Origin of the sequence: Cupriavidus necator, assembly GCF_013141915.1 — a bacterium.
In the GTDB taxonomy this organism is placed as follows: domain Bacteria; phylum Pseudomonadota; class Gammaproteobacteria; order Burkholderiales; family Burkholderiaceae; genus Cupriavidus; species Cupriavidus necator_B.
The window spans coordinates 882,416-909,076 of record NZ_SROX01000001.1 but is presented as its reverse complement, the minus strand read 5'-3'; the positions used below and the strand labels follow the sequence as shown (position 1 = coordinate 909,076).

The following is a 26,661-nucleotide window of genomic DNA, read 5'->3' as shown; positions in this document are numbered from 1 at the left end:
AGACAGACATGAATGCACTGACCCGCGCCGAACGCGCGCTAGTCGAATTCGCCGAGCCCGCCGTCACCTTTACCCTGAATGGCCGCGAAGTGAGCGCGCAGCCGGGCGAAAGCCTGCTCAAGGTGGCGCAGCGCGAAGGCTTTGACGTGCCGCACCTGTGCTACAAGGACGGCCTGGAGCCGGCCGGCAATTGCCGCGCCTGCATGGTCGAGATCCAGGGCGAGCGCGTGCTGGCGCCGTCCTGCTGCCGCTACCCGGCCGCCGGCATGCAGGTGCAGACCGAGTCCGAGCGCGCCCGCCGGGCCCAGCGCACCGTGCTGGAACTGCTGCAGTCGGACATGCCGGAGGCCGACTACACCCGCCACAACGAACTGGACCAGTGGGCCGCCAAGCTGGAGGTCGGCAAGCCCCGCTTCGCCCCGCGCGAGCGCGTCGCGGCGGACCTGTCGCACCCGGCCATCGCGGTCAACCTGGATGCCTGCATCCAGTGCACCCGCTGCCTGCGCGCCTGCCGCGACGAGCAGGTCAACGACGTGATCGGACTGGCGCTGCGTGGCGACGAAGCCCGCATCGTGTTCGACATGGACGATCCCATGGGCGCTTCCACCTGCGTCGCCTGCGGCGAGTGCGTGCAGGCCTGTCCCACCGGCGCACTGATGCCGGCGCGCGACGTGGCGCTGGCCGTTCCCGACAAGCAGGTGGAATCGGTGTGCCCGTATTGCGGCGTGGGTTGCCAGCTGACCTACAACGTCAAGGACAACCGCATCCTGTTCGTGGAAGGCCGCGACGGCCCCGCCAACCACCAGCGGCTGTGCGTGAAGGGCCGCTACGGTTTCGACTACGTGCAGCACCCGCAGCGGCTGACCGTGCCGCTGGTGCGCCGCGAAGGCGTGGCCAAACGCGGCGATTTCGTCATGGACCCGGACCACGTCATGGAGGTGTTCCGCGAAGCCTCGTGGGAAGAGGCGCTGGCGCTCGCCGGCGGCAAGCTCGCGCAGATCCGCGACTCGCATGGCAAGCGTGCGCTGGCCGGGTTTGGCTCGGCCAAGGGCAGCAACGAAGAGGCTTACCTGTTCCAGAAGCTGGTGCGCACCGGCTTTGGCAGCAACAACGTCGACCATTGCACGCGGCTGTGCCATGCCTCGTCGGTGGCGGCGCTGCTGGAAGGCATCGGCTCGGGCGCGGTGTCGAACCCGGTGATGGATGTCGACAAGGCCGAGGTCGTGATCGTGATCGGCGCCAACCCGACCGTGAACCACCCGGTCGCGGCCAGCTGGATCAAGAACGCCGTGAAGAACGGTACCAGGCTGATCGTGGCCGATCCGCGCCGCTCCGACCTGGCGCGCTTCGCCTGGCGCTTCCTGCAGTTCAAGCCCGATGCCGACGTGGCGCTGCTCAACGCGATGATGCATGTGATCGTCAACGAGGGCCTGGTCGATCGTGGCTTCATCGACAGCCGCACCATCGGCTTCGACGAACTGCAGCGCAACGTCGCCGCCTACAGTCCCGAGCTGATGGCGCCGGTCTGCGGCATCGACGCCGAGACCATCCGCGAAGTCGCGCGCGTCTATGCCACCTCGAAGGCCTCGATGATCCTGTGGGGCATGGGCGTGTCGCAGCACGTGCACGGCACCGACAACGCGCGCTGCCTGATCGCGCTGGCGCTGATGACCGGGCAGATCGGCCGGCCGGGCACCGGCCTGCATCCGCTACGCGGCCAGAACAACGTGCAGGGCGCATCCGACGCCGGCCTGATCCCGATGATGTACCCGGACTACCGGCGCGTGGATGATCCGCTGGCGATCGCCAGCTTCGAGGCACTGTGGGGCATGCCGCTGGACCACCAGCCCGGCCTGACCGTGGTCGAGGTGATGCAGGCGATCGAGCGCGGCGAGGTACGCGGCATGTACATCATGGGCGAGAACCCGGCGATGTCCGACCCCGACGCCGAGCATGCGCGCGCGGCGCTGGCGTCGCTCGACCACCTGGTGGTGCAGGACATCTTCCTCACCGAGACCGCCTACCTGGCCGACGTGGTGCTGCCGGCCTCGGCCTTCCCCGAAAAGACCGGCACCTTTACCAACACCGACCGCACCGTGCAGCTCGGGCGGCAGGCCCTCGAGCCGCCGGGGCAGGCGCGCCAGGACCTGTGGATCATCCAGCAGATGGCGGCGCAGCTGGGGCTGGACTGGCATTACGCCAGCGTGGCCGAAGTGTTCGACGAGATGCGCCACGCCATGCCCAGCATCGCCGGCGTGACCTGGGAGCGGCTCGAGCGCGAGCACGCCGTGACCTATCCGTGCAAGGAAGAGGGCGACCCGGGCGAGCCGGTGATCTTTGTCGACAGCTTCCCCACCGCCACCGGCCGCGGGCGCTTCGTGCCGGCCGACATCATCCCGGCGGCCGAGCGGCCCGACGCCGACTACCCGATGGTGCTGATCACCGGGCGCCAGCTCGAGCATTGGCATACCGGCAGCATGACCCGACGCGCCGGCGTGCTGGACGCGATCGAACCCGATCCGGTGGCGCTGGTGCACCCGCTTGACCTGGACGCGCTCGGCGGCATGCCGGGCGGCGTGGTGACGCTGGCGTCCCGGCGCGGCGAGGTCACGCTCTACGCGCGCGCCGACGCCGGCACCCCGCGCGGTGCCGTGTTCGTGCCGTTCTGCTATTACGAGGCGGCGATCAACAAGCTGACCAACGCGGCGCTGGATCCGTTCGGCAAGATCCCGGAGTTCAAGTACTGCGCGATCAGGATGACGGCGGGCGGGCAGGTGCCGGTGCAGTCCAGCTACGGGGGCGGGCAGATCCTGGAGCCTGCTTCGGTCTAGGCGCAAGCAGGGTGGTGTTTCGCATGGCGGGCGAGACGCCACCTCGTTGCCGAGGCAGGTGCGCGGAGGGCTCGCCGCCGGTCACATGGGCTGGTCGCGATCCTCGATCACCGACATATCCCAGCAGGAAATAAACAGCGCAGCAATCAGCGGACCGATCACAAAGCCGTTGATGCCAAAAACTGACATGCCGCCCAAGGTGGATATCAGGACCACCCAGTCCGGCAACTTGGTGTCCTTGCCGACCAGCACAGGACGAAGCAGGTTGTCCACCACGCCAATGACAAGGGTGCCGATGACAATCAGCGCGATGCCTTTCCAGGCAGGGCCCGCCAACAGGAAATACACCGCGGCCGGACCCCAGACCAGCGCAGCGCCAATCGCCGGCAGCAGGGAGAGAAACGCCATCAGCGTGCCCCACAGCAACGCGCCGTTGATGCCCAGCAGCAGGAAAGCCAGGCCCCCCAGTATTCCCTGCACCGCGGCCACGACGACGTTGCCCTTGACCGTGGCGCGGACGACCGTGGTGAAGCGGCCGACCAGCCGGCGGGTGTGCGCGTCGTTCAGCGGCAGGGCCTTGCGGATGCGATTGGAAATGGCCGTACCATCGCGGAGCAGGAAAAACACCAGGTACAGCATGATGCCGAGGCCGACCGCGAACTGCAGCGTGTTCTGGCCAATGGTGACAGCCTGCGCCGCCATGAACTGGCTGATCCGGCCGGCACCTTCGGTCAGTTTCGCCTGCAAGCCCGCTACGTCGGCCAACCCCATCTGGTTCAACCACGTCTCGACGGAATCCGGCAGCGCCTGCACGGCGGTGCGGAAGTACTGCCCGAAATCCCATTTACCAGTCTTGATCTGCTGGTAGGCAAGTGCCACTTCTTGCGCAAGCGTGGCAATCATCAGGAACACCGGCACAATCGCCATCAGAACGCAAACCAGCAGCGTCGTCAGCGCTGCAAGGTTTTCCCGGTTGCCAAAGCGCACCGTGAGCCTTCGGTTCATGGGATGAAACAGGATAGCCAGTATGGTGCCCCACAGAATCGCGCTGTAGAAGGGCAGCAGTATCCAGATGAACGCAACGGTGACGGTGACCAGGAGGATGTAAAAACCTTTCAGATTGCGCATCGTATTTTTCAGGTTCGCCGAAGCAACGATGCCGATGGTACCCCTGCCACTACCCGTCGAGGTCGCCCGGAGCGTTTCCAAAGGCGTTCCGCTCCAGGATCTGATGGTCTCTGCCGTGGATCAGCAATTCAACCTTGGCGCGCCTGGCCTTCTCCCTGCCGGTGGCAATCGCATGAGCCATTGAGGTGAATCGCTGCTGGCTGCCGGAGCGTCCTTCCGCTTCGACTGCCCAGCCGTTGTAGGTGGGCACGACGTGGATATTCTTGCCTGGCATGGCGCTCTCCCGAAGTTGGCAGTCTGAGTGTCGACTTCGGCGCGCCGGCGAGATATCGGGCGCCGTCTGACACGGCCGTCGGAAATCAGGAAGCATGCCACCAGCCAGAAGCGACAACGCCCGCCATGAACCATGACGGGCGTGTTTCAGGACGGGCAGCCGGCTCAACTCATCTTGTCGAGAATCTCCTGGATCTCGTCGGCATTGAACGCCCTCAGCGTTTGCGTGCGCACGTTGCCAAGCGCGCCGACCGCCAGGCCGAACGCGGTCATGCTGGCGTCATCTTGTGCCTCGACGGTCAGCACGACGTCGTATTTGCCCAGGGTCCAGTAGATGTCTTTCATCTGCACCCCGAAGCGTGCGCCCATTTCGCGCACCGCGACGGCGCGCTTTGCGGTGTCCTTGACGGCGCGGATGCCCTGGTCGGTGAAGCTGGCTAGCACGATATAGCGGGTCATGGCGGGATCTCCGGTAAAGGATCGATCGAACGCCGTCCCGGTTGCGCACGCCTTTCATCGCAGCAAGCCGGGGCAGTGGTTCAGGGCTTTCCGGCGCAGCACCGGAGGCTCCGAGCAACCCCATACCGATGCATTTCGCGCGCCAGCCGACGTGGGGGGCCGCAGAGCGGGAGATGCCGCCGTGCCGGGCATGCCGGGCGGCACCGTTTGTATCAGCCATGAAACAGCGGCCCGCCTCAGTCCTGTGCCGGGCCGCTGTCGCCGCCGTCCGGCGTATCGAGCGCGCGCATGTTGTCCAGCAGTTTCAGCAGGTAATGCAGCGTGTGCGTCAGGTCGTTGGTCGAGAACCCGTCCAGCGCCTGCTCGTAGTACTGCCGGATCTTCGGCTGCGCCTGGTGCAGCCAGACCTCGCGTCCGGTCTCGCTCATCCGCACCAGCCGCGAGCGGCGGTCGCGCCCGTCGGGCGCCAGCGTCAGGTGACCGTCCCGTTCCATCCGGCTGACCAGCCCGGACAGGTTCTGGCGGCTCACCATCAGATAGCGGGCGAGGTCGCCGACGCTGATGCCGGCGGCGGCTTCGGGGCGTGACAGCGCGCCCAGCACGGCCCATTGCTGCGTGGTCAGGCCTTCCGCTTCGACGGCGCGCGAGCCGGTTTTATGCAACATATTTGCGCATTGGTACAGGCGGAAGAACAGCCGATTGGCCAGTTCCATGCGGGCATTCGTGGGGAGATCGCCTCCCTGCTCGGGGTTAACCATGGTCGTTTCCAAAGATTGAGGCCTTGCGCACGGCACCGGTCGAACCTATTATACGTCAACATATTTACGTATATGACGGCACGTGTGGCGGCTGCTTCGCCGGCACGATAGCACTGGAACCCTCGAAGGAGAACGGCTGTGCAAGGACTCGAAGGCAAGACGGTCATTGTGACCGGCGGTGGTGGCGGTATCGGCGGCGCAACCTGTTTGCGCTTTGCGCGCGCCGGTGCGGCGGTGGGCGTGCTCGACCTGAACCCGGAGGCGGGCGAACGCGTGGCGGCGCGGATCCGCGATGGCGGCGGCCGCGCCCTGTCCGTGCGCTGCGACATTACCGATCGCGCCAGCGTCGACGCGGCGGTGGCAGCGGTAGAGCAGCAGCTGGGCCCGATCGACGTGCTGGTCAACAACGCAGGCTGGGACGTGTTCCGTCCGTTCGTCAAGACCGAGCCGGCGCAGTGGGAGCGGCTTATCGCCATCAACCTGACCGGCGCGCTGCATATGCATCACGCGGTGCTGCCCGGCATGGTCAGCCGCAAGCGCGGGCGCATCGTCAATATTGCCTCCGACGCCGCACGCGTGGGTTCTTCCGGCGAAGCGGTGTACGCCGCGTGCAAGGGCGGACTGGTGTCGTTCTCCAAGACCATTGCACGCGAGCATGCGCGCCACGGCATCACCGTGAACGTGGTGTGCCCGGGGCCGACCGAGACCGCGCTGTTCGAGGACTACAAGCAGGGCGCGGGCAACCCCGACAAGCTGGTCGAAGCCTTCACCCGCTCGATCCCGCTGGGCCGCATCGGCCAGCCCGATGACCTGCCCGGCGCGGTGCTGTTCTTCGCCGGCGACGATGCGGCGTTCATCACCGGACAAGTGCTGAGCGTGTCGGGCGGACTGACCATGCACGGCTGAGCGCAAGCCAATCACACCTCGGAGACGACCATGCAATACGAAGACATCCGCTATGAAGTGCGCAACGGCGCGGCCTGGATCATCATCAACCGCCCGGAAAAGATGAACGCCTTCCGCGGCCGCACCTGCGACGAACTGATCCACGCCATCAACCGCGCCGGCTACGACCGCGAGATCGGCGCCATCGTGCTGGCCGGCGCCGGCGACAAGGCCTTCTGCACCGGCGGCGACCAGTCCGCGCACGAAGGCCAGTACGACGGCCGCGGCACCATTGGCCTGCCGATGGAAGAGCTGCATAACGCCATCCGCGATGTGCCCAAGCCGGTGATCGCGCGCGTGCAGGGCTATGCCATCGGCGGCGGCAACGTGCTGTGCACGATCTGCGATTTCACCATCGCTTCGGAGAAGGCCGTGTTCGGGCAGGTCGGGCCGCGGGTCGGCTCGGTCGACCCAGGCTATGGCACCGCCTTCCTCGCGCGCGTGGTTGGCGAGAAGAAGGCGCGCGAGATCTGGTACCTGTGCCGCCGCTATCCCGCCGCCGAGGCCTTGGCGATGGGGCTGGTCAATGCCGTGGTGCCGCACGAGCAGCTCGACGCCGAAGTGCAGAAGTGGTGCGACGAGATCCTGGAGAAGAGCCCGACCGCCATCGCCATCGCCAAGCGCTCGTTCAACATGGACACCGCGCATCAGGGCGGCATCGCCGGCATGGGCATGTACGCGCTCAAGCTCTACTACGACACCGAGGAGTCGCGCGAGGGCGTGCGCGCCTTCCAGGAAAAGCGCAAGCCGGATTTCCGCAAGTACGCGAAGTGAGCGGAGGCGGCCATGAATCCCTACCTTGACGAAGACCTGTCGGCGTTGGCCGAACATGCCCGCCGCTTTGCCGACGCCCGCGTCGCGCCCGCCTACCTGGAGCGCGACCGTACCCGCGTGCTAGACCGCGCGCTGATGCGCGAGATGGGCGAAATGGGCTTTATCGCGCCCGAGTTGCCGGAGCAGTATGGCGGGCAGGGCATGGGCTCGCTGGCGGCCGGCGTGATCCACGAAGCGGTGGCGCGCGCCGACCTGAGCCTTTCGTATATCAACCTGCTCGCTTCGCTAAATGGGCAGATCCTGGCACACCATGCCCGGCCGGAGATCGCCCGCCCGTGGCTGCAGCGCCTTGCGCGCGGCGAAGCGCTGCTGGCGATCGCGCTGACCGAGCCGCGCGGTGGCTCGGACGCGGCCAGCCTGCGCCTGCGCATGGAGCGCGATGGCGACGACTACGTGCTCAATGGCGAGAAGACTTCGATCTCCGCCGCCGACCAGGCCGATGCCGCGGTGGTGTTCGCGCGCAGCGGCGCCGTCGAGGCGGGGGCGCGCGGCGTCTCGGCGATGCTGGTGCCGATGGACCTGCCGGGCATCACGCGCAACCGCTTCGACTGCCATGGCCAGCGCGCCATCGGGCGCGGCTCGATCTTCTTCGAGAACGTGCGCGTGCCGGCAAGCCATCTGCTCGGCAAGGAAGGCGAGGGCTTCGTGCAGGTGATGCAGGGCTTCGATTTCTCGCGCGCGCTGATCGGCCTGCAGGTGCTGGCGGTGGCGCAGGTGGCGCTGGACGAGACCTGGCGCTACGTGGCCGAGCGCCAGGCCTTCGGCAAGCCGCTGTCAGCGTTCCAGGGCGTGTCGCATCCGCTGGCCGACTTCGAGACCCAGGTGCAGGGGGCGCGCCTGCTGTGTTTGCAGACGCTGTGGCTGAAGGACCGCGGCCTGCCGCATACCGCCGAAGCCGCGATGTGCAAGTGGTGGGCGCCCAGGCTGGCGTATGACGTGGTGCACCAGTGCCTGCTGTCGTTCGGCCACGGCGGCTACGACCGCGGCGTGATGGAGCAGCGCCTGCGCGACGTGCTGGGTTTCCAGATCGGCGACGGCACCGCGCAGATCATGAAGACCATCATTGCGCGCGCGCGCGCGGGGCGCGAGGCGGTACCGGCCTGACGCGCGCTCCGCCGCAACGGCTGGCAGCACACAACAACGAGGGGACCGCCATGGATTTCGACGCCGTACTGATCGCGCCGCGCCGTGCTGCCAGCATTGCCGCCGGGCACTGGCATGACCGTACCATCAATGATTATCTTGCCGCGTGCGTGCGCAACCGCCCCGACGCGCCCGCGCTGACCGCGCTCAGCCTCGACCGTCAACACGTAACGCGCTTCTCCTGGCAGCAGCTCGCGCGCATGGCCGATCGCGTGGCGGTGGGCCTTGCCCGCCTCGGCATCGTTGCCGGCGACGTGGTCTCATGCCAGCTGCCCAACGGCTGGCACCTGAGCGTGCTGTATCTGGCCTGCGCGCGACTGGGCGCGGTGTTCAACCCGGTGATGCCGATCTTTCGCGAGCGCGAGCTGTCGTTCATGCTGGCGCACGCGCAAAGCAAGGTGGTGGTGGCGCCCGAGGTGTTCCGCGGTTTCGGCCATGCGCGGATGCTGCGGGGTTTGCGCGATGCGTTGCCCGCGCTGCGGCACATCGTCGTGGCGGATGGCGATGGCGACGACAGCTTCGAGGCGCTGCTGAGCGGGCCACGCTGGGAAGAGGCGCCCGACGCCGCCACCATCCTGCTGCGCAGCCGACCGGGGCCGGATGATGTCACGCAGCTGATCTACACCTCCGGCACTACCGGCGAGCCCAAGGGCGTGATGCATACCGCCAACACGCTGTTCTCCAATATCGTCGCCTATGCCGGCCGGCTGCATCTCGGCGGCGACGACGTGGTGCTAATGGCTTCGCCGATGGCGCACCAGACCGGCTTCATGTATGGCTTGCTGATGCCGGTGGTGCTCGGGGCGCATGCGGTGCTGCAGGATATCTGGGACCCCGCGCGCGCCGCGGCGCTGATCCGCGACGAGGGCGTGACCTTTACCATGGGTTCCACGCCTTTCCTCACCGACCTGGCGCGCGTAGTGACGGAGTCCGGCGCACTGGTGCCCAGCCTGCGCATCTTTCTGTGCGCTGGCGCGCCGATTCCGGGTGCGCTGGTCGAGCAGGCACGGCAGGCGCTGGGCGCGAAGATCGTATCGGCGTGGGGCATGACCGAGAACGGCGCCGTCACCACGACGCTGCCGGAGGACGGCGACGAACGCGCGTCGACCACCGACGGTTGCCCGCTGCCCGGGGTTGAAATCCGCATCGTCGACGGTGCCGATGAAGACGTGCCGGTGGGCGTGACCGGCCGGCTGCTGGTGCGCGCCTGTTCCAATTTCGGCGGCTACCTGAAGCGCCCGCATCTGAACGGCACCGATGCCGCCGGCTGGTTCGACACCGGTGACCTGGCGCGGTGCGATGCAAGGGGGTATTTGCGCATCGCCGGCCGCAGCAAGGATGTGATCATCCGCGGCGGCGAGAACATACCCGTGCTGGAGGTTGAGACCCTGCTGTATCGGCACCCCGCGGTGGCGCAGGTGGCGATCGTGGCCTATCCGGATGCGCGGCCGGGCGAACGCGCGTGCGCCTTTGTCGTGCCCAGGCCGGGGCACGCATTCGACATGGACGGCATGGTGGACTGGCTCAGGCAGCAGAAGATGGCGCTGCAGTACATCCCTGAGAGGCTGGTGGTGCGGCAGGCGCTGCCGTCAACGCCCGCCGGCAAGGTGCAGAAATTCCGGCTGCGCGAGATGCTGGTGGGTGAATCCGCCTGAGGCCGCGTCGGCGCTGGCGCGTCCGGTAGGCACGGCTTAAACACCTCGATTGTGCAATTAACCGCCATGAAACCTCCCCGTTCGCCTGCGCAGTGGGCGGCCAGCTTGCAGGGTGGGGTCTTCGGAGGGCGGCGACCGCAACGGCCTGCGCCTATCAGCCTGCGCCGCCATAGCCGTGGCTGCGTGCGCCCAGCCAGCGCCATAGCCGCTGCCGCCAGGCGCCATGCGCAGCGCACGCGGGCTTGCAGCGCGTGACATGCAGGAAGGCGGCGGTGATCGCATACAGCTCGATGTAGCCGGTATCGGCCAACGTGAAGCACTCGCTCGGCGTCAGCGCCGTGTCCTTGGGATCGCCATCGCGGATCAGCCAGAGTTCGCCTTCGGTGCAGCGCACCGCAACCTGCTCGCCAGTCCCGGCCACGAGCCGCAACGAACTGCGGGCGGGCAGGGTGGCGGTCATATCGTTGCTTACCAGATACATGGCGGTCTCCTGGCTCAGGCCATGGCCGCCAGGCCGGCCGGTACGGGTCTCTGGCGCGGCTCGGAGGGCGGCCGGATGAATCCGGCGATGCGCTGGATCACGGCGGGATCGCGCAGGATGCGGCGATGGCCCAGGCCCGTGGTGGTCTCCAGCCGCGCGCCCGGCCAGGCGCCGGCGATCGCCGCGCCGTCTTCCCAGCGCACTTCCTTGTCGTCGCGGTCATGGATGACGAGCGTCGGCGGCACCGGGCGGGTGCGGCCCAGGTCCGGCACATTGAAGGCCGACCATGGCGTGCCCAGCCAGCGCTCGCTGCGGCGTTGCATGCGTCCGAGCACGGCCGGTGACGCGCCTAGTTGCCACGCCAGCGCCGCGCACGCCGCGTGCATGTCGGCGGGCGCGCCAACCAGTATCGCGGCGCGTGCCGGCAGGCCTTCGCGCAATGCCAGCGCGGCAGCCGCACCGCCAAGCGAATGCGCCACCACGGCATGAACCGGGCCAGCATGCCACGCCGTCGCCAGCAGCGAGCGCGACATCTCCAGCACGGAAGTTTGCGCGGCGCCGCGCGCGCCCGCATCGGACGCACCATGCGAGAGCGCATCGAAGGCCACCACCCGCATGCCCGCTGCCAGCAGGCCGTCGATCACCGCATGCCACTGGCCGGCATGGCCGCCCCATCCATGCGCGAGCAGTACCACCGGCCCGGCACTGCCCCAGCGGTAGACCCGCACGCGCCGGCTGGGGCCATGGCCTGTAACCAGGGCCCAGTCGGCGCGTGCGCGGTCCAGCGCGTGGCGTGCCGCGGAAGTGGCCACCCCCCGCGGCGGGCGGAACCAGATGTGCTCGAGCTTGCGTGCCGTTGCCGCAGGCATCAGCACGCTGCTGGCTTGCCAGCGCATGCGCTGCAAGCCCATCAGTGCGCGCTCGAAGGTACCGCCGCGGCTGGCGGGGGGCGACGCATCGGTGGTACGCACTGCCGCGGCCGCAAGTGCGGGCGACCGGGAAACCGGAGAAGGAGAAGAGACTGCTTGCGTCACGACCTGCACCTCCATTGGATTCTGGATTGCGCGGCGTCATCGGAACCGGGCTGGCCGGAGGCGTCTCGCGCTTTTAAAAGACCGACCAGTCGTGCTTTTCTGCGTGCAAAAAAAGCCCGCCGGAGCGGTTTGCTGCCCGCCGGCGCGGTAGCGCCGGCGCCGATATCATGTCCTGGCGGGATGGGCCGCGCCTGCCGCGGCGCGCTCGACCAATGCCGTAAAGGCGTGCCGTGCCATGGTTTCCGCATCCTGCCGCCCCAGCAACTTGAATGACTGCTGGAAGGCCATGCCAATGCCCGAAAGCTCGAAGGCGAACTGGCGCGGATCGACGTGCGGCCCGAACTGGCCTTCTTCGATGGCGTCCCCGACAACGCGCGCGATGGTGCTGTGCCAGTCCTTCAACGACTGCACCACCAGGTCGCGGATCGAGCCCGGCCGGTCGCGGTATTCCTGCCCCAGCGCCGTAAACAGGCACCGTCCCTGCGTCACCGTGCCGCCCAGCCATTCCAGGTAGCCTTCGAACAGGGCCTGCAATCGCGGCATGCCGCGCGACTGGCGCATCGCCGGCCGGATCACGATCTCGCCGAAGCGCTCTACCGCCAGGTCCAGCACCGCCTGCTGCAGCATCTCCTTGGACTTGAAGTGTGCATACAGCCCGCTCTTGGACATATTGGTGTCGGCCGCCAGCGTGGCCAGCGACAACTGCTCGAAGCCAACCTTGGCGGCGGCGTCGAGCGCCTGCTCGATGATGGCCTTGCGGGTGAGGTGTCCTTTCTGCATGCAGCGAAGAATAGCACGACCGGTCGGTTTGTCAACGAAACCGGATGCATGGTAGTTGCCCCGACTTGCGTCGTTGTGCTCGCGAGGCCATAACGTCATACAGCTAATGCATGTGACGTCAACGCAAACTGTGGGGCCCCGTTACTGTCAAGGCAGCGCGAAGGCGTTGGGCACTTTCCGACGCCTGGATAGGCCACTTCCGGCGGATGCCGGCGCAAGATGACGGGCAAGCAAGAAATCTGCACAAAGTGTTTCGGCGGTTACATACGGAACGCTTTGCGTGCTCTATACTCGAATGCACGTCCGCGCACTTTTTTTAATTGGTGACTGGAGACCGACATGAACAGTACAGCCGTGCCAAGAGGCGCTAGCGAACCGTTCCGGCAATTGCGGGCGCTGCGCCGCGCGCGCAAGCTCAAGCAGGAGGACGTTGCCCGCAAGGCGGGTATTTCACGGGAAGCCTACCTCCGGGCAGAATCCGGGCAGGCCGATCCCCGCATGTCGACCTTCCTGGCGGCCTGCGAGGCGCTGGGCCTGGAAGTCGTGCTGGCCCCGCAGCACCTTGCCGCCGACGTCAACGCTTTCATCGCCAGCCGCAATGGCGGCGTGACGGCTGCCTCGATGGCCGGCCAGCCGGCCGGCAGTGCGCCGGCACCGGCCGCGGCCCCGGCGCAAGGGGGCGGCGGTTTCGGCCCGGGCACCGGCGAGGGCCACAAGCCCGTCTGAGCCGCCTTCTGCCGGACGCCCGCAAGCTGATGCGGGCCGGTCCGGTGGCTGGCCTCCAGGCCACCCTCTGCAACGGCGCGTGCCTGCTGGCGCGCGCCGAGCCGCTTTCGTCCGCAGAGCCGTTTTCGGCTTTCGCCCGTGACGCCGCTGGCTGACTGCCTGATCCGGCGCTCGCAGGCCGCTCCGCCCTGCGCCAGTCGCGCCTCGGGCGCGTGCGGCTTTCTGCCAATTTCCTGATTTGTTGCCTACAACGGCAAGAGCACTGCTCGTCGGCGCTCGCCGCCTCGGTTTGACACGTCCCGCGTTGCTGATTACGATATGGTAAATTCATTGCACAATACGTAATTCACTGCGCCGTGCCGCCCGTACTGCGCCAGATGACCCTCCGGAGACGCGGACCCCACCATGGACCTCACCCACACCCAGCTCGCCGAGCACGGCTATATGTCCGGCTTCGCCAACGAATTTGCCAGCGAGGCACTGCCCGGCGCGCTGCCGGTGGGCCGGAACTCGCCTCAACGCGCGCCCTATGGCCTGTATGCGGAGCAGTTGTCGGGCACGGCGTTCACCGCGCCGCGTGCGCACAACCGTCGCTCGTGGCTGTACCGCATTCGCCCTGCAGCGATGCACCAGCCGTTCACCCACATCGAGCAGTCGCGCTTCCTGAGCCGCTTCGACCAGGTGCCGCCGTCGCCGAACCAGATGCGCTGGAGTCCGCCGGCGATGCCGTCGGCGCCGACCGACTTTATCGACGGCATCGTCACCATGGCCGGCAATGGCGGCCCGGAAGCAATGACCGGCTGCGGCATCCATTTGTATCTGGCCAACCGGTCGATGCAGGGCCGCTTTTTCTACAACGCCGACGGCGAGATGCTGATCGTGCCGCAGCAGGGCAGGCTGCTGATGGTGACCGAACTGGGCCGCCTGGAAGTCGAGCCGCACGAGATCGTAGTGATTCCGCGTGGCGTGCGCTTCCGCGTGGAGTTGCCCGATGGTGAGGCGCGCGGCTATATCTGCGAGAACTACGGCGCGCTGTTCCGGCTGCCTGACCTGGGCGTGATCGGCTCGAACGGGCTGGCCAACCCGCGTGACTTCCTGTCGCCGGTGGCGAGCTACGAAGACCGCGAAGGCGCGTTCGAACTGGTGGCCAAGTTCCAGGGCAACCTGTGGCGCGCCGATATCGGCCACTCGCCGCTCGACGTGGTGGCCTGGCACGGCAACTACGCGCCGTACAAGTACGATCTGCGCCGCTTCAACACCATCGGCTCTATCAGCTTCGACCATCCGGATCCGTCGATCTTCCTGGTGCTGCAGTCGCCGTCGGATACGCCGGGCGTCGACACCATCGACTTCGTCATCTTCGGGCCGCGCTGGCTGGCGATGCAGGACTCATTCCGCCCGCCCTGGTTCCACCGCAATATCGCCAGCGAATTCATGGGTCTGATCTCCGGCGTCTATGACGCCAAGGCCGAAGGCTTCGCGCCGGGCGGCGCCAGCCTGCACAACTGCATGAGCGGCCACGGTCCCGATGCGGAAACCTTCGAGAAGGCCAGCGTCGCCGACACCTCGACGCCGCACCACATCGAAAACACCATGGCGTTCATGTTCGAAACGCCGGGCGTGCTCCGGCCGACGCCGTACGCCGCGCAATCGGCCTCGCTGCAGCAGGAGTACTACACCTGCTGGCAGGGCCTGAAGAAGCATTTCAACCCGAACGTCCGCTAAAGCGCTGGCGTCTGCCCTCCCGCCGTTGTTCTTCCCTGTGCCGGGAAGAACGGGAGACGGGGCAGACGCCGGGCAGCAACACAAGCCCGCACGCCACCCGTGCCGGCCAAATTTCCCGGAGCCACCCGATGACCGCCCCCCAAACCAGCTGGATCGACAGCGCCAACGACGGCAAGAGCCATTTTCCGCTGCAAAACCTGCCCTACGGCGTGTTTTCCACCCAAGGCCAGACGCCGCGTGTCGGCGTCGCCATCGGCGACCAAGTCGTGGACCTCGCCGCACTGGACCAAGCCGGCCTGCTGCCTGAAGCGGCCCGGGGCACCTTTGCCGCGGCCAGCCTGAACCGCTTCATCGCGCTGGGCCAGCCGGTCTGGAGCGAGACGCGCCGGCGCCTGACGGCGCTGCTGTCCGGTGCGGACGCGGCCTTGCGCGACAACGCCGCCTTGCGCCACCAGGCGCTGGTGCCGATGTCGGCCGCAACCCTGCACCTGCCGGTCGAAATCCCGGGCTACACGGACTTCTATTCGTCGAAGGAGCATGCCACCAACGTCGGCCGCATGTTCCGCGATCCGGACAATGCGCTGCTGCCGAACTGGCTGGAAATTCCCATCGGCTACAACGGCCGCGCCAGCTCGGTGGTGGTGAGCGGCACGCCGCTGCATCGCCCCAATGGCCAGATCAAGCTGCCCAACGAGGCCCGCCCGGTCTTCAGCGCCTGCCGCAAGCTGGATTTCGAGCTGGAGATGGGCTTTATCGTCGGCAAGGCCTCGGCCCTGGGCGAGCCCGTCAGCACCGCCGACGCGCCGGCGCATATGTTCGGCATGGTGCTGCTCAACGACTGGAGCGCGCGCGATATCCAGCAATGGGAATACGTGCCGCTGGGGCCGTTCAACAGCAAGGGCTTCGGTACCTCGATCTCGCCCTGGGTGGTCACCATGGAGGCGCTCGAGCCGTTCCGCCGCGACAATCCCGCGCAATCGCCCGAGCCACTGGCCTACCTGCGGCAGCAGGACAAGAATGCCTACGACATCGCGCTGGAAGTCGCGCTGCAGCCCGATGGCGCAGCGGCCCCCAGCACCATCTGCCGCACCAACTTCAAGGCGATGTACTGGACCATGGCGCAGCAGCTGGCTCACCACACCGTGTCGGGCTGCAATGTGCGCGTGGGCGACCTGATGGGCTCGGGCACGATCAGCGGCACCACGCCGGACTCTTACGGCAGCCTGCTGGAGCTGACCCGCAACGGCGCCGAGCCGCTGACGCTGGCTGATGGCAGCCAGCGCGGCTTCCTGCAGGATGGCGATGAGGTGATCATGACCGGTTACTGCCAAGGCGACGGCTATCGCGTCGGCTTCGGTACGGTGGCGGGCAAGATCCTGCCGGCGCGCTGAGGCAAGGGCGCCGGTCGGGGCGCTTCAGTTGGTGTGATCGCCCAGCGCGGCGGCATCCAGTATGACCGTCGCGCGGCCTGACAGCAGCGTACGTCCCGCGGCGTTGACGGCAAAAGCGTAGAGCACGGTGGCACCCTCGCCGCTGATGCGCTCTGCCGTGACCTCCAGCGGCGCCGGGACGTCGTCGAGCCGCTCCACCTGCAGCACCAGCCTGCGCACGCTGGCAAGATAGCCCCTTCGCGGGCGCTGCTGCACGCCGCAGCCTGGCGCGGCCTCGCTCAGCAGGGCGCCATGCACGGCCATGGCCTGCGCGGCATATTCGATACCGCACACCGCCGCCAGCCGGCCGTGCGCGCGCAACGGATTATCCGGGTGCGTGTGGCTCACTGCCGTGCAGCGGATCGATGCCGTATCCCATGCCACCACGCCGTCAAGCAGGCACATGCTGCCTTGATGCGGAATGCGCGCCGCGATCCATGCGCGGTCCCTGATCCAGTCAGGCATGGGCCTGGCTGCCCGGGCCAGCCACGTTGGCTTCAATCCGCAACGTGTCCAGATACTCCAGTACCACCGTGCCGGTCTCGCCGCGGGCAATGGCTGCCAGCAGCGGCAGCACGCGCGCGGCGGGGGCCGAGTTGCGCAGCGCTTCCAGCGCGGCGTCCGGCATTGCGGTGGCGGGCGCCTGCGTCAGCGCCACCGCGATGCGCGCCAGCGAGTGCGGGGTCGGTCGTGGCGTGAGCAGCAGGGCCACCCCAAACGGATCGGGAATCGGCCGGCAACTGTGCAGCGGCTCCGGGTAGCCGGTGTCATAAGCGATCAGCAGGCAGGGCTCCGCATCGGCGCCAACCTGCAGCACGCCTTCCAGCAGCCCCGCGCCAAGGCTGCCGTCCATCGCGCACAGCACGTTCGACGCGCGCATCGCGCCGGCGGCGATCGACCAGTAGCCGGCGGTCGCGTTGTGCACCGAGTTGTGGAAGCGCGTGGGCGACATCAGCGGCTCAGGCTGTGCCAGTCCTTCGCAGATGGCGTGGAAGTTGTGGCCATCGCTGCTGGACGAGGTAAAGATTGTCGGCAGTTGCGCGGCATCGCAGCCACTGGCCGCCACCGCCTGCTGGCCCACGCCCAGCGCCAGCCGGACGGTGGGGCCGGTGCGGCGGCGCTCGGCCGGGGGCAGGCCCGCGGGCAGCGGCAGCTCGGTGGCAGAGTACGCATAGGGCGTGCGCCCCGCGAGCACGGCGCTGGCTTGCTGCCAGCTGTTCAGTCCGGGGCCGAGCAGGCCGATGCTTTCGATATAGACAGGGTGCGGCATGGCGCTGGCTCAGTGAGCAACCGCGTCCGCACGGGCGAACAGCAGGCTGCAGTTGGATCCGCCGAAGCCGAACGCATTGCTCATCGCGTAGCCCAACGGCGTGTCCCGGTTGGCGAGCTGGTAGTTCACGTTGAGCGCGGGGTCTACCTGCGTGGTATTGATGCCGGCCGGCACCAGGCCGTGGCGCAGCGCCAGCGCGCAGATCACCGCCTCGAGCGCGCCGGCCGCGCCCAGCGCATGGCCGGTGGCGCCCTTGGTCGAGCTGCATGGCGTGCCCGGCAGTACCGCAGCCATGGCCAGGGCTTCGGCGGCGTCGTTGCTGCGCGTGGCGGTGCCGTGCAGGTTGACGTAGCCGACCTGCGCCGGCGCGATGCCCGCGCCGGCCAGCGCCTGCGCCATCGCCATGCGCGCGCCGAGCCCTTCCGGGTGTGGCGTCGACATATGGTGGGCGTCGCTCGATTCGCCGATGCCTGCGAGCAGGATGGCATCGTCCGCCACCGTCCCGGTCACGCGTTCAAGCAGGCCGAACACCGCGCCTTCGCCGATCGAGATGCCGTTGCGCGCAACGTCGTAGGGGCGGCACGGCTGGCGCGACAACAACTCCAGCGCATTGAAGCCGTACAGCGTGGTGTGGCACAGCGAGTCGACGCCGCCGACCACGGCCGCATCGATCAGCCCTGCCTCCAGCAGGCGCCGCGCCGAGCTGAACACCTTGGCCCCCGACGAGCACGCCGACGACACTGCCGCCGCCGGCCCCGACAGGCCCAGATGCTGCCGCAGGAACGCCGGCAGCGAATAGGGATTGTGCGTGCCGCCATAGTGGAAGTCCGGCGGCAGCGCGCCGCTGGCCGGATCGCGCTGGCGGTAGCCCAGTTCCGTCTGTAGCACGCCCGCGGTGCTGGTGCCGAGAAAGACACCGATGCGGTGGCTGCCGTAGCGTGCCGCTGCCTCGCGCACCCGTGCGGCAAAGTCGTCCTGCTCCAGGGCCAGCAGCGCCAGCCGGTTGTTGCGGCAGTCGAACTCCGCCAGGCCGCCCGGCAGCGTGACGGCATCGAGGCCGGCCACTTCGCCGACGTAGGTGTCGAGCGCGACGTCGCCGAAGCGGCAGGGCGCCAGGCCGCCGCGCTGCGCGCGCAGCGCCGCCAGCGTGGCGGCGATGCCGGCGCCGAGGCAGCTGGTGGCCGTGAAATGCGATAACAGGAGCGGGGACACGGCTTGGATGAGGCGAATGGAAGGATTCTCGGAAAGCAGCGTCAATTGTAACAAGCCGCCGGACTCAGGCTGCCGGCACCGCCGAGCGCAGCGTCACGCAGCGCAGTCCGGCACGGTCGATGGCGTCAAGCAGGCCCGGCAGCACGGTGGTGCAGTGGGGGTGGCCGGCAGGGTCCAGGCCGGGGTTGCCGTCATGCAGCAGCAGGATGTCGCGCGCGGCCAGCCCGCCGGCAAGGCGCCGCGCCACGCGCGCGGCATTGTTGCCGCTGCGGGTATCGAAGCCGCGCCGGGTCCAGGCCGCCAGTTGCAGCCCGAGCCGGCACAGCACCGGCTCCAGGAAGGGATTGCGCAGCCCCGCCGGGGCGCGGAAGAAGCGCGGCGCCTGGCCGGTGATATCCGCCAGCACCTGCTGCGCGGCGGCGATATCGCGCTGCATGCGGCCGGGCCCGAACGTGGAAAAGTACATCCGGTGGGACATGCTGTGGTTTTCCACGGCGTGGCCGCGGCGCACGATCTCGCGCACCAGCTCGGGATGCGCCGCGGCGCGCTGGCCGATGCAGAAAAACGTCGCGCTGGCGCCGTGCTGGTCGAGCAGGTCGAGTACCCGCGGCGTCAACGCCGGGTTGGGGCCGTCGTCGAAAGTCAGCGCCACGCAGCCTTCGGCCGATGGCGGCAAGCGCAGCAGGTTGGGGCCGAGCCAGGTGCTGCGCGGCCACAGGCCAGCCGCGCACATTGCCGCATGGGTTGCGCCGATGCCACCGAGGGCCCAGCCCAGGCTCTGCGGATAAGCGAGCATCGCGCCGATGGCACCCACATGCACGGCGGCGGCACCATAGAGCATGGGGCTTGGCCGCCATGGTCGGCTGGGGCAAGCTTCGGGCATGGCTACGCCCGGTGCGGATAGCGGTTTCATGTTGCGCTCCCGGCCTTCCCCGGTGCTGAGGCGGGCGCAAGGATGGCCGAAAACCACAGAGCCAGCACGGCGCCGGGACCGACTGTCAGGCCAAACGCCTGCAGCAGCGGCAAGCTCGACAGCGCCAGCAGGCCGAACGCGGCAACCGTGGTCAGGTTGGCCAGCAGCAGCGACACCAGCGTGTGCGGTGAAGCGCCGGCCACCCGGCCGTCCGCTGCCGGGCCATTAAAGAATAGTGCGTAGTTGGAACCGACCGCGGCCAGCAGCAACAGGCCCACCAGGTGCAGCAGCGTCAGCGGCTGGCCCAGCGCCGCCAGCCCGCCCAGCACCACCACCGCCGCGGCGGCCAGCGGCAGCACCGTGGCCAGCACCCGCCGCGGTGAGCGCAGCGCCACCGCCAGCAGGGCGATGATCGCCAGCAGCCCGCACAGTGACAGCAGCATGGCCTCGCGCAGATAGCCGGCATAGAGCCGGTCCGATTCGCCTTTCAGATCGACGAACAGGGTATCGGGCACGCCGGCCCGCTGGATGGCGGCCCGCACCCCGGCGCTGTCTACGCCGTCGGCGGCGCCGGCTTCTTGCGGCGCGTGCACCGGCGCGCGCAGCGGCAGCGTGGCGCTCCAGCGGCCGTCGCGCTGCAGCAGCAGGGCGTCGACCGCGAGGGCCATCGAGGTGCCGCGCAGGCTCTCGCGCTGCAGTAGCGGCCCGGTGCGGGCCGCTTCGACCTGTGCCAGGAAGGGCGCGAACAGCGACGCGCGCACCGGCTGGGTGGCGATGGCGGCATGCAGCCGCTGCGCCAGCACGTCGGGCGGCGGCAGGCTGGCCTGGCGTTCGCGCTGGGTGGCCGCGCTGGGCAGGTAGCGCGCCGGACTCTCGTAGCCGCCGATGAAGTTCTGCGCCACCAGCGTTTCCAGCTCATGCGCCACGCGCTCGGCGCCCTGCAGCACGGATTCCTGGTCCGGCCCCGACACCACCACCAGGTAGCGCACGTCCGGTGCGCCCAGGTTCTCGCGCAGCGACGTATCGAGGGCCTGGTCGCTCGCCGATACCGGGCTCAGCGCCTGCAGTTCCCGGCCCCACAGCGTGCCGCGGTGCAAGGCCAGCGCCACGCAGGCGCCCACCACCAGCAGCAGAACCACCCAGCGCAGCCGGTGCGCGCGCACCGCCAGCCATTGCAGCTTGCGGCCCAGTGGCGCGACGTCGCGCAGGTGCAGCGTGGCCGGCACCAGCTGCGGCAGCACGAAGCGGGTGACCAAAGCCGCGGTGGCAAGCCCGGCGATCGAATACAGGCCCAATTGCGCCAGTCCCGGGAAGCCCGACAGCAGCAGCGAGGCAAAGCCGCAGACCGAAGTCAGCACGCCCAGGCGCACCGTTGGCCAGAAGCCGCCCAGCCAGGCGCGTTCGTCGCGCTGCCCATTGCGCGTGTACTGCGCGGACTGCACGAACAGGTAGATCGAATAGTCGACGGCCTCGCCGATCAGCGTGGTGCCAAAGCCGAGCGTCAGGCCATGCACCGAGCCACCGAAACCCAGGCTGACCGCGGCGATGCCGGCCAGCGCGCCGCTCAGCACAGGCACCAGCCCCAGCACCAGCAACGGCACCGATCGGTACACCGCCAGCAGCAGCGTGACGATGATGGCCAGGCCGATGGTCGAGAGCCGCTCGACATCGTGCCGGATGGTGTCGCGCGCCTTGACCGAGAACACGCCGGGACCCGTCATCACCAGTTGGTACGGACCGGCCGCTGCGGCGCGGGCAAATGCTTCCCGCACGGCGGCGATCGCCTGTGCCTGCGCATCCGTATCCGAGCCTGCGCTGGCCGTCTGCGCCAGCAACAGCGCGCGCTTGCCGTCGCGCGAGGCCCACGCCCCCGCATGCATCGGCACGCGCTGGCCGGCATCGAGCTGCGCCAGCATCGCCGCGACCTCGCCGGTGGGATCGCGCGGCAGCAATGACTTGGTGAAGAGCCCGGCGGAGGAGGCCAGCAGCGCGAACGAATCGTTCACCGCCTGGGCAAGCCCGCGTTCGCTGAAACGCTCCGGCGTGACCGCGGGGCTGAGCAGGTAGCGGTGGGCGAAGACGTACTCGCGGTCTGCCGCCTGGTTGATCGGCTCGCCGTTCTGCACCGACGCGAAGCGGCGGTCGGCGCGCAGTTGCGCCGCCATCGCGCGCGCGATCCGGGCCCGGCTGTCGGCGTCGCCGCCTTCGATGCCGACCAGGATCAGGCGCGAGACCAGCCCGTCGCGCAGCTGGTTCACCAGCAACTGCTGCTCGGCGCTGGGCAGCCGCGGCAGGAAGGCGGAGAGGTCGGCGGTGAAGGTGGTGCGGCTGACGACAGCGGCGCAGGCCAGCAGCGCCAGCACCCACAACGCCAGCGCCAGGCGGCGCGGTGCCGCGCTCATCGGTTCGCGGCCGGCCCGATCTTCATCACCGAGCGGTCACCGTCGGCCTGGCGGATCTCGATCTGGTCCAGCACGTCCTGCCTGCCTTCGATGCGCACCTGGCTGACCGCCGCGGCCATGCGCGAGTCCGCCGGCGTCAGCGTCAGCGTCCAGCGGCTGGCACGGCCCTCTACGCCGAGCTCGTAGTAGCGCTCCAGCGTATCGCGGTTGCCGGCCAGCGTGGCACGGATGCTTTCGATAAAGGCGGCGATCTCGGGGTAGTTCTGCAGCGGCATGGTGTAGCGCTTGCCGTCGCGCTCGACGGTCAGCATGTCGCCGTCCAGCACCAGGTTTTCCGCCCGGGGCGAGAGCGTGCGCTTTTCCAGGTGGTCGGGCGCGGTGAAGCGGAGCTCGCCCGAGGAATGCACCGGCTTGTCGAGCAGCGCCAGGTACTTGGTCTCGGTAAACCGCACGCGCCCGGACTTGCGCTGCGCCAGCGTGGACATCAGCTGGTCGACACCGAACGCGGCGGAAGTTGTGGGCGCAGCGGGTGCGGCCGCGCCAGCCAGCGGCGCCAGCGCAAGCATGGCGCTTGCCAGCAGGGTCGACAGCGGATAGCGGAAAGGACGCGCGGAGAAAAACATCAGTGGCGGCTCACGGGTCAAGGCTCGTTCCCCGGCGGCGGCTGCTCGGACAGCGGCGGACCGGCGTGCCAGAAGTCATAGAAGTTGAACCAGTTGTACGGGGCGCTGCGGCAAAACCGCTCCAGCAGCTGCACGTAGTCGGCCAGTGCCGCCTGCACCGCCGTTTCGCGCTGCCCGCGCGCCGTCTCGGTGAAGTCCGCCAGCGGCACGAAATGGACGTCGTAGCGGTTGCCGCCGCGGTACAGGCCGGTGATGAAGAACACCGGCCGCCGCAGCATTGCCGCCATGCGCAGCGGGCCGGTGGGAAAACCGGTTTGCGCACCGAGGAAACTGCATTGCTGCACCGGGTCGGTGGCGCGCTGCGACAGCGTGCGGTCGGCCAGCATGCCGATCATATAGCTCCGGTCCAGGTAGTCGCGCACGCGCAGCATGGTGTCGAAGCGGCCCAGCGCGATCACGTCCTGGCGCATCGCCGGGTTGATCGACTGGAGCACATCGTTGAGCTTGTGCGCGTTCTCTTCGTACATGGTGATCGCGACCTCCATGTCCGGGTGGCGCCGCCCCAGCGCGCGCACCACCTCGAAGCTGCCCAGGTGCGCGCCCAGCAGGATGGCGCCGCGCCCGCGCGCCATCGCGGCTTCCAGGAGGCCCTCGCCATGCAGGCGGATGTCGAACAGGTCGAAGCGGCCGTTGAGCAAGTAGATGCGGTCGTGGATGGTCGAGGCGAAGGTGAACACATGCCGGTAGCCGTCGCGCCAGGTGGCCTGGCGTCCGAGCACGCGGTCCAGGTACGCGCGCGACGCATGGCGCGCCGCCGGCGCGAACAGCATGAAGTAGGCAGCAATGGCCCGCAGCACCACGCGCCCCGCGGCCCGGCCCAGCGCCAGCGACAGCCACGTCATGATGCGCAGCAGCGTGATGCTGCCGCGCTCTTCGCGGCTGGACCATTCCGCATCCAGCGGCGCCTGGCGCCGCCACCGCCAGCTCAGCATGGCAAGGCCTCCGCATGTGGCGCGCTGCCGCGTACCTGCAGCGTGCCGCTGGCGACATCGCGCCCGGCGCTGCGCAACGTGAAGCGGATGGTCTCGTCGCCACCGCTGGCCGCCTCGGACTGGTGCAGCACCTCCACGCGCTCGCCCGGGCGCACCGGGCTCAGGAACTTCAGCATGCTGGCCTGCGCGACGGCCAGCGGGCGGCCCAGCGCGGTGCCGAGCGCCAGCACGGCATGGTCCAGCAGCACCACGCCCGGTACGATCGGATGGCCGGGGAAGTGGCCGGCCATGGCCGGATGGCCGGCGTCGATGACAAAGCCTGGTGGTGGCGCGGGTTGGCCGACCTGGGTGCCGGACAGTCTTGCCACCAGCGCGGCCAGCGCCGCGCGCGGCAGCTTGCCGGCGGCATCGCGCGGCAGGCATTCGGCAAAGTACAGGGGCCGCGGCATGAAGGCCGGATCGATCCGCTCGCGCAGTGCCTGCTGCAACCGGGCCGGCGCCAGGCCCGGAGCCACCACCACGGCTACCAGCCGCACCACGTGCCCTTGCGCGTCGCCTTCATGCGCGTCGCCGGGCATGAAGAACGCGCCGTCGCGCACGCCGTCGATGGCAGTCAGCTGGTGATTCAGGTAAGCCAGCGACGACCGCTTGCCGGCGATGTTGAGCAGGTCGGCCTTGCGCCCATGAAGCCGGAAGCGCTGCGCGTCCATTTGGGCGATCGCATCGCCCAGCGGCACCGGCTGCTCGATATGGCCGCCCTCGGCCCAGGTCTCGGTATCGTCGCCGGCGGCATTGGGGCGGGCTTGCAGCCGGGCCCCCGGCACCAGCGTCCAGGCGTCGTCCCGGGCGGTGCGACGGGTGGCGAGCTGGCCAGTCTCGGTGCTGCCGTAGATTTCGCACAGCGGGGCGGCGAACAGCGCCTCGGTCTCTACGGCCAGCTCGCGCCCAAGCGGCGCGGTGGCGCACAGCACCAGGTCCGCCGCGGGCATGGCCAGCCCGGATTGCACCAGCGTGCGCAGATGCACGGGTGAGCTGACCAGCGCGCGCGGCGCCGGCACCGCGGCCAGCGCCGCGCAGACATCGGCCGGATAGAACGCCGGCGCGGCCACCAGCGCCGCACCGCCCTGCAGCACCAGCATCACGGTGGCTTCAAGGCCGAACATATGCTGCGGCGGCACCGTGCCGACCAGCGTCCACGCACGTCCGTCGAGCAGGCCGAGCCGTTGCGCCGCGGCGCGCGCGCAGCGGGCCATGGCGCCCCAGGTCTTGCGGTGCGGCACCGGCGTGCCGGTCGATCCGGAGGTGAACACGTAGGCCATGACCTGCGCCGCCGGGACCTGCGGAATCTCGACCGGGCCGTCCGCCGCGGTGGCCGCCGGGCCATCGGGGTAGTGCATCGCCGGCATCTCGAAGGCAGCATCGGGCTGGTCGTGCAGGCAGAAGGCGTCGGGCGCGAAGGCAAGCAGCTGGCGCACCGTCTCGGGCGTGTGCGACGGCGGCAGCAGCGTGGGCTTGCCGGCCAGCAGCGCCGCGCACAGGCCCACGGTAAAGCGGTAGCGGTCGGTGCAGGCGTTGAATACATGGCCGCCAGCCGGCAGGGCTGCCGCCAGGCGGGCCGCATCGGCCAGGAATTGGCTTACGGTCACTGGCCGTCCGTGCGCCCAGGCGATGATGGCGTCGGGCGTAGCGTGGGCAACGATGGGGAGCGTGGTCATGGACGGAGCCTGTGCGCAGTTCGCGGTGCCGGGGCCGGATGGCGGCGCGTCAGCGCGGCAGCCCGAGCCGGGCCGCACGGGCCGTCATGAGCGCGCGGTAGCCATGCACCGCGTCGAGCAGGCCGCCGTGGCGCACGCCCGGTAAGGCAATGCGGCGGCACACGGCCTCGCCCGCGAACATCAGGGCGATCAGCAGCGGCGTGGCAAGGTTGGCGAAGCTGGACCAGGCCGCCACCGGCGCCAGCACGAACAGCAGCGTCGATACCCCCACCATTGCCGCGAAGAACAGCGTCCAGGCCTGGGTCACGCGCACCGTATAGCGCGCATGCGCGGGGGATAGTGTGCCGTGGATGACCGTGGCGATCTGCGTGCAAAGCGGGGTGCGGCCGCGGCGCAGGCTGAGCGCGAACATCGCGCCCAGCGCGGCATTGGCGCCCGCATGCTGCAGGTAGTAGGTCCAGCCGAAATGACCAGCCAGCGGTGTGCGACAGAGCCACAGCGCGGCGCATGCGGCCAGCAAGGCCAGCAGGGCCGGGACACGCAGGATAGGCGCCGCCAGCCGGCGGCAGGCCACGAAGCCGACCAGCAGGAACGGCGCCGCGCCGAGCAGCAGCGCCGCCACCTCGGCGCCCGGCTGGTGTGCCGCGCGATGCAGGGCCGATTCGTAGGCCACGAAGGCCGCCACCGCGCCAATCCAGGCATGGCGCCGCCACCGCGGGGCTGCGGCGTCCAGCGCGGGCGGGACCCCGGCGGCGGGCGGAGAGAAGCGGTCAACGGGCTGGCTCGGCGGCATCTGTGGAAGCTTGGTGTGTTGCGTAAGTCGCTTGGCCCGCGGTGCGCCGGACAGGCGCACCGGGCAGGCGAAGCGAACGGTTTATACCCCAAAAGACCTTCAGGGCGCGATGATGATTCCCGAATAGGGTGTTGATGTTGTTACTAAACTTCTCTCGACTGGCCCGTGAATGCCCCGTTTGATAGCATTCGGGTGCCCGACGCGCGCACCGGGATTGACTTGCCCCGGCACGGGGGTGCAGCGGCGTTCCAGCCATCTAGCAACATGACCGAACTCGAAACCGAACTTGCCCGCCTGATCCTCGACGAACTCGACATCGCCGAACTGCGGCTGGAGGACATCAACGCCGCCACGCCGCTCTATGGAGAAGGCTTCGGGCTGGATTCCATCGACATTCTCGAGATCGCCCTGCTGGTATCGCGCAAGTACGGCGTCGAGCTGCGCTCGGACAATCCCGACAACAAGACCATTTTTACTTCACTGGGCAGCCTGGCCGCCTACCTGGCGGAACACCGCGCGCGCTAGCCCAGCCATCGTTT

General features: G+C 68.8%; 25 protein-coding genes. 9 read left to right on the top strand and 16 right to left on the bottom strand.

Features of this window, described 5'->3' with window-relative positions; all coding sequences use genetic code 11:
• Nucleotides 1-8 precede the first annotated feature (8 nt).
• Nucleotides 9-2,831, top strand: a complete 2,823-nt coding sequence (fdhF, locus tag E5S69_RS04065; RefSeq protein ID WP_171513707.1) for a formate dehydrogenase subunit alpha — start codon at nt 9-11, stop codon at nt 2,829-2,831.
• 81 nt (nt 2,832-2,912) lie between these two features.
• On the opposite strand, the gene E5S69_RS04060 is transcribed toward fdhF, so the two are convergent.
• From E5S69_RS04060 to E5S69_RS04045, 4 genes are all read right to left on the bottom strand, one after another.
• The gene (locus E5S69_RS04060; RefSeq protein WP_171513924.1) at nt 2,913-3,959 is read right to left on the bottom strand and encodes an AI-2E family transporter; all 1,047 of its coding nucleotides are present in this window, start codon (nt 3,957-3,959) and stop codon (nt 2,913-2,915) included.
• Between the two features lie 49 nt (nt 3,960-4,008).
• Nucleotides 4,009-4,233, bottom strand: a complete 225-nt coding sequence (locus tag E5S69_RS04055) for a DUF2188 domain-containing protein (RefSeq protein ID WP_171513706.1) — start codon at nt 4,231-4,233, stop codon at nt 4,009-4,011.
• A gap of 164 nt (nt 4,234-4,397) precedes the next feature.
• Nucleotides 4,398-4,691: a GYD domain-containing protein gene (locus tag E5S69_RS04050; protein ID WP_171513705.1), complete on the bottom strand. Its 294-nt coding sequence runs from the start codon at nt 4,689-4,691 to the stop codon at nt 4,398-4,400.
• A gap of 236 nt (nt 4,692-4,927) precedes the next feature.
• Nucleotides 4,928-5,449, bottom strand: a complete 522-nt coding sequence (locus tag E5S69_RS04045; RefSeq protein WP_171513704.1) for a MarR family winged helix-turn-helix transcriptional regulator — start codon at nt 5,447-5,449, stop codon at nt 4,928-4,930.
• Nucleotides 5,450-5,587: 138 nt separating this feature from the next.
• Between E5S69_RS04045 and badH the strand changes: the two genes are divergently transcribed.
• From badH to aliA, 4 genes are read left to right on the top strand one after another with little or no spacing between them, the layout of a single operon-like run.
• On the top strand, nt 5,588-6,355 hold the full coding sequence (gene badH / locus E5S69_RS04040; RefSeq protein ID WP_171513703.1) for a 2-hydroxycyclohexanecarboxyl-CoA dehydrogenase: 768 nt from the start codon (nt 5,588-5,590) through the stop codon (nt 6,353-6,355).
• A gap of 30 nt (nt 6,356-6,385) precedes the next feature.
• Complete coding sequence (gene badI / locus E5S69_RS04035) at nt 6,386-7,168, top strand: 2-ketocyclohexanecarboxyl-CoA hydrolase (RefSeq protein WP_171513702.1); 783 nt, start codon at nt 6,386-6,388, stop codon at nt 7,166-7,168.
• A 12-nt stretch (nt 7,169-7,180) separates the two neighbouring features.
• On the top strand, nt 7,181-8,332 hold the full coding sequence (aliB, locus tag E5S69_RS04030; protein WP_171513701.1) for a cyclohexanecarboxyl-CoA dehydrogenase: 1,152 nt from the start codon (nt 7,181-7,183) through the stop codon (nt 8,330-8,332).
• Between the two features lie 50 nt (nt 8,333-8,382).
• Entirely contained in the window at nt 8,383-10,026 is a 1,644-nt protein-coding gene (aliA, locus tag E5S69_RS04025) for a cyclohexanecarboxylate-CoA ligase (RefSeq protein WP_171513700.1), read from the top strand.
• Nucleotides 10,027-10,180: 154 nt separating this feature from the next.
• Here aliA and E5S69_RS04020 read toward each other — a convergent pair whose 3' ends face one another.
• From E5S69_RS04020 to E5S69_RS04010, 3 genes are all read right to left on the bottom strand, one after another.
• The gene (locus E5S69_RS04020; RefSeq protein ID WP_236901191.1) at nt 10,181-10,486 is read right to left on the bottom strand and encodes a DUF2917 domain-containing protein; all 306 of its coding nucleotides are present in this window, start codon (nt 10,484-10,486) and stop codon (nt 10,181-10,183) included.
• A gap of 35 nt (nt 10,487-10,521) precedes the next feature.
• The gene (locus E5S69_RS04015) at nt 10,522-11,541 is read right to left on the bottom strand and encodes an alpha/beta fold hydrolase (protein ID WP_336510564.1); all 1,020 of its coding nucleotides are present in this window, start codon (nt 11,539-11,541) and stop codon (nt 10,522-10,524) included.
• A gap of 165 nt (nt 11,542-11,706) precedes the next feature.
• Entirely contained in the window at nt 11,707-12,321 is a 615-nt protein-coding gene (locus tag E5S69_RS04010) for a TetR/AcrR family transcriptional regulator (protein WP_171513697.1), read from the bottom strand.
• Nucleotides 12,322-12,660: 339 nt separating this feature from the next.
• On the opposite strand from E5S69_RS04010, the gene E5S69_RS04005 reads away from it, so the two are divergent.
• The 3 genes from E5S69_RS04005 (at nt 12,661) to fahA (ending at nt 16,163) form a co-directional block, all read left to right on the top strand.
• Nucleotides 12,661-13,047, top strand: coding sequence for a helix-turn-helix domain-containing protein (locus E5S69_RS04005; protein WP_171513696.1), 387 nt, complete (start codon nt 12,661-12,663; stop codon nt 13,045-13,047).
• Nucleotides 13,048-13,452: 405 nt separating this feature from the next.
• Entirely contained in the window at nt 13,453-14,772 is a 1,320-nt protein-coding gene (gene hmgA, locus E5S69_RS04000; RefSeq protein ID WP_171513695.1) for a homogentisate 1,2-dioxygenase, read from the top strand.
• A 128-nt stretch (nt 14,773-14,900) separates the two neighbouring features.
• Nucleotides 14,901-16,163: a fumarylacetoacetase gene (gene fahA, locus E5S69_RS03995; RefSeq protein WP_171513694.1), complete on the top strand. Its 1,263-nt coding sequence runs from the start codon at nt 14,901-14,903 to the stop codon at nt 16,161-16,163.
• 24 nt (nt 16,164-16,187) lie between these two features.
• On the opposite strand, the gene E5S69_RS03990 is transcribed toward fahA, so the two are convergent.
• The 9 genes from E5S69_RS03990 to E5S69_RS03950 all read right to left on the bottom strand — a co-directional run bounded on the left by E5S69_RS03990 (nt 16,188) and on the right by E5S69_RS03950 (nt 26,122).
• Nucleotides 16,188-16,667 (bottom strand): hotdog family protein, encoded by a 480-nt coding sequence (locus E5S69_RS03990; protein ID WP_171513693.1) that lies wholly within the window; start codon nt 16,665-16,667, stop codon nt 16,188-16,190.
• Complete coding sequence (locus E5S69_RS03985) at nt 16,660-17,472, bottom strand: beta-ketoacyl synthase chain length factor (protein ID WP_171513692.1); 813 nt, start codon at nt 17,470-17,472, stop codon at nt 16,660-16,662. Before E5S69_RS03985 ends, E5S69_RS03990 begins: the two co-directional genes overlap by 8 nt.
• A gap of 9 nt (nt 17,473-17,481) precedes the next feature.
• The gene (locus tag E5S69_RS03980) at nt 17,482-18,684 is read right to left on the bottom strand and encodes a beta-ketoacyl-ACP synthase (protein WP_171513691.1); all 1,203 of its coding nucleotides are present in this window, start codon (nt 18,682-18,684) and stop codon (nt 17,482-17,484) included.
• Nucleotides 18,685-18,748: 64 nt separating this feature from the next.
• Nucleotides 18,749-19,597 (bottom strand): polysaccharide deacetylase family protein, encoded by an 849-nt coding sequence (locus E5S69_RS03975; protein WP_171513690.1) that lies wholly within the window; start codon nt 19,595-19,597, stop codon nt 18,749-18,751.
• Complete coding sequence (locus E5S69_RS03970) at nt 19,594-21,999, bottom strand: MMPL family transporter (protein ID WP_171513689.1); 2,406 nt, start codon at nt 21,997-21,999, stop codon at nt 19,594-19,596. Before E5S69_RS03970 ends, E5S69_RS03975 begins: the two co-directional genes overlap by 4 nt.
• A complete protein-coding gene (locus tag E5S69_RS03965; RefSeq protein ID WP_171513688.1) occupies nt 21,996-22,622 on the bottom strand; it encodes a LolA-related protein in 627 nt (208 codons plus the stop codon). Before E5S69_RS03965 ends, E5S69_RS03970 begins: the two co-directional genes overlap by 4 nt.
• 17 nt (nt 22,623-22,639) lie before the next feature.
• The gene (locus E5S69_RS03960) at nt 22,640-23,614 is read right to left on the bottom strand and encodes an acyl-CoA synthetase (RefSeq protein WP_171513687.1); all 975 of its coding nucleotides are present in this window, start codon (nt 23,612-23,614) and stop codon (nt 22,640-22,642) included.
• Nucleotides 23,608-25,329 carry an AMP-binding protein gene (locus tag E5S69_RS03955; RefSeq protein WP_171513686.1) on the bottom strand — a complete coding sequence of 574 codons (1,722 nt, stop codon included), beginning with the start codon at nt 25,327-25,329 and terminating at the stop codon, nt 23,608-23,610. The genes E5S69_RS03960 and E5S69_RS03955 overlap by 7 nt, the downstream gene beginning before the upstream one ends.
• Nucleotides 25,330-25,378: 49 nt before the next feature.
• Nucleotides 25,379-26,122, bottom strand: coding sequence for an acyl carrier protein (locus E5S69_RS03950; protein WP_171513685.1), 744 nt, complete (start codon nt 26,120-26,122; stop codon nt 25,379-25,381).
• A gap of 264 nt (nt 26,123-26,386) precedes the next feature.
• Between E5S69_RS03950 and E5S69_RS03945 the strand changes: the two genes are divergently transcribed.
• Nucleotides 26,387-26,647, top strand: coding sequence for a phosphopantetheine-binding protein (locus E5S69_RS03945; RefSeq protein ID WP_171513684.1), 261 nt, complete (start codon nt 26,387-26,389; stop codon nt 26,645-26,647).
• The last annotated feature ends 14 nt before the right edge of the window (nt 26,648-26,661 follow it).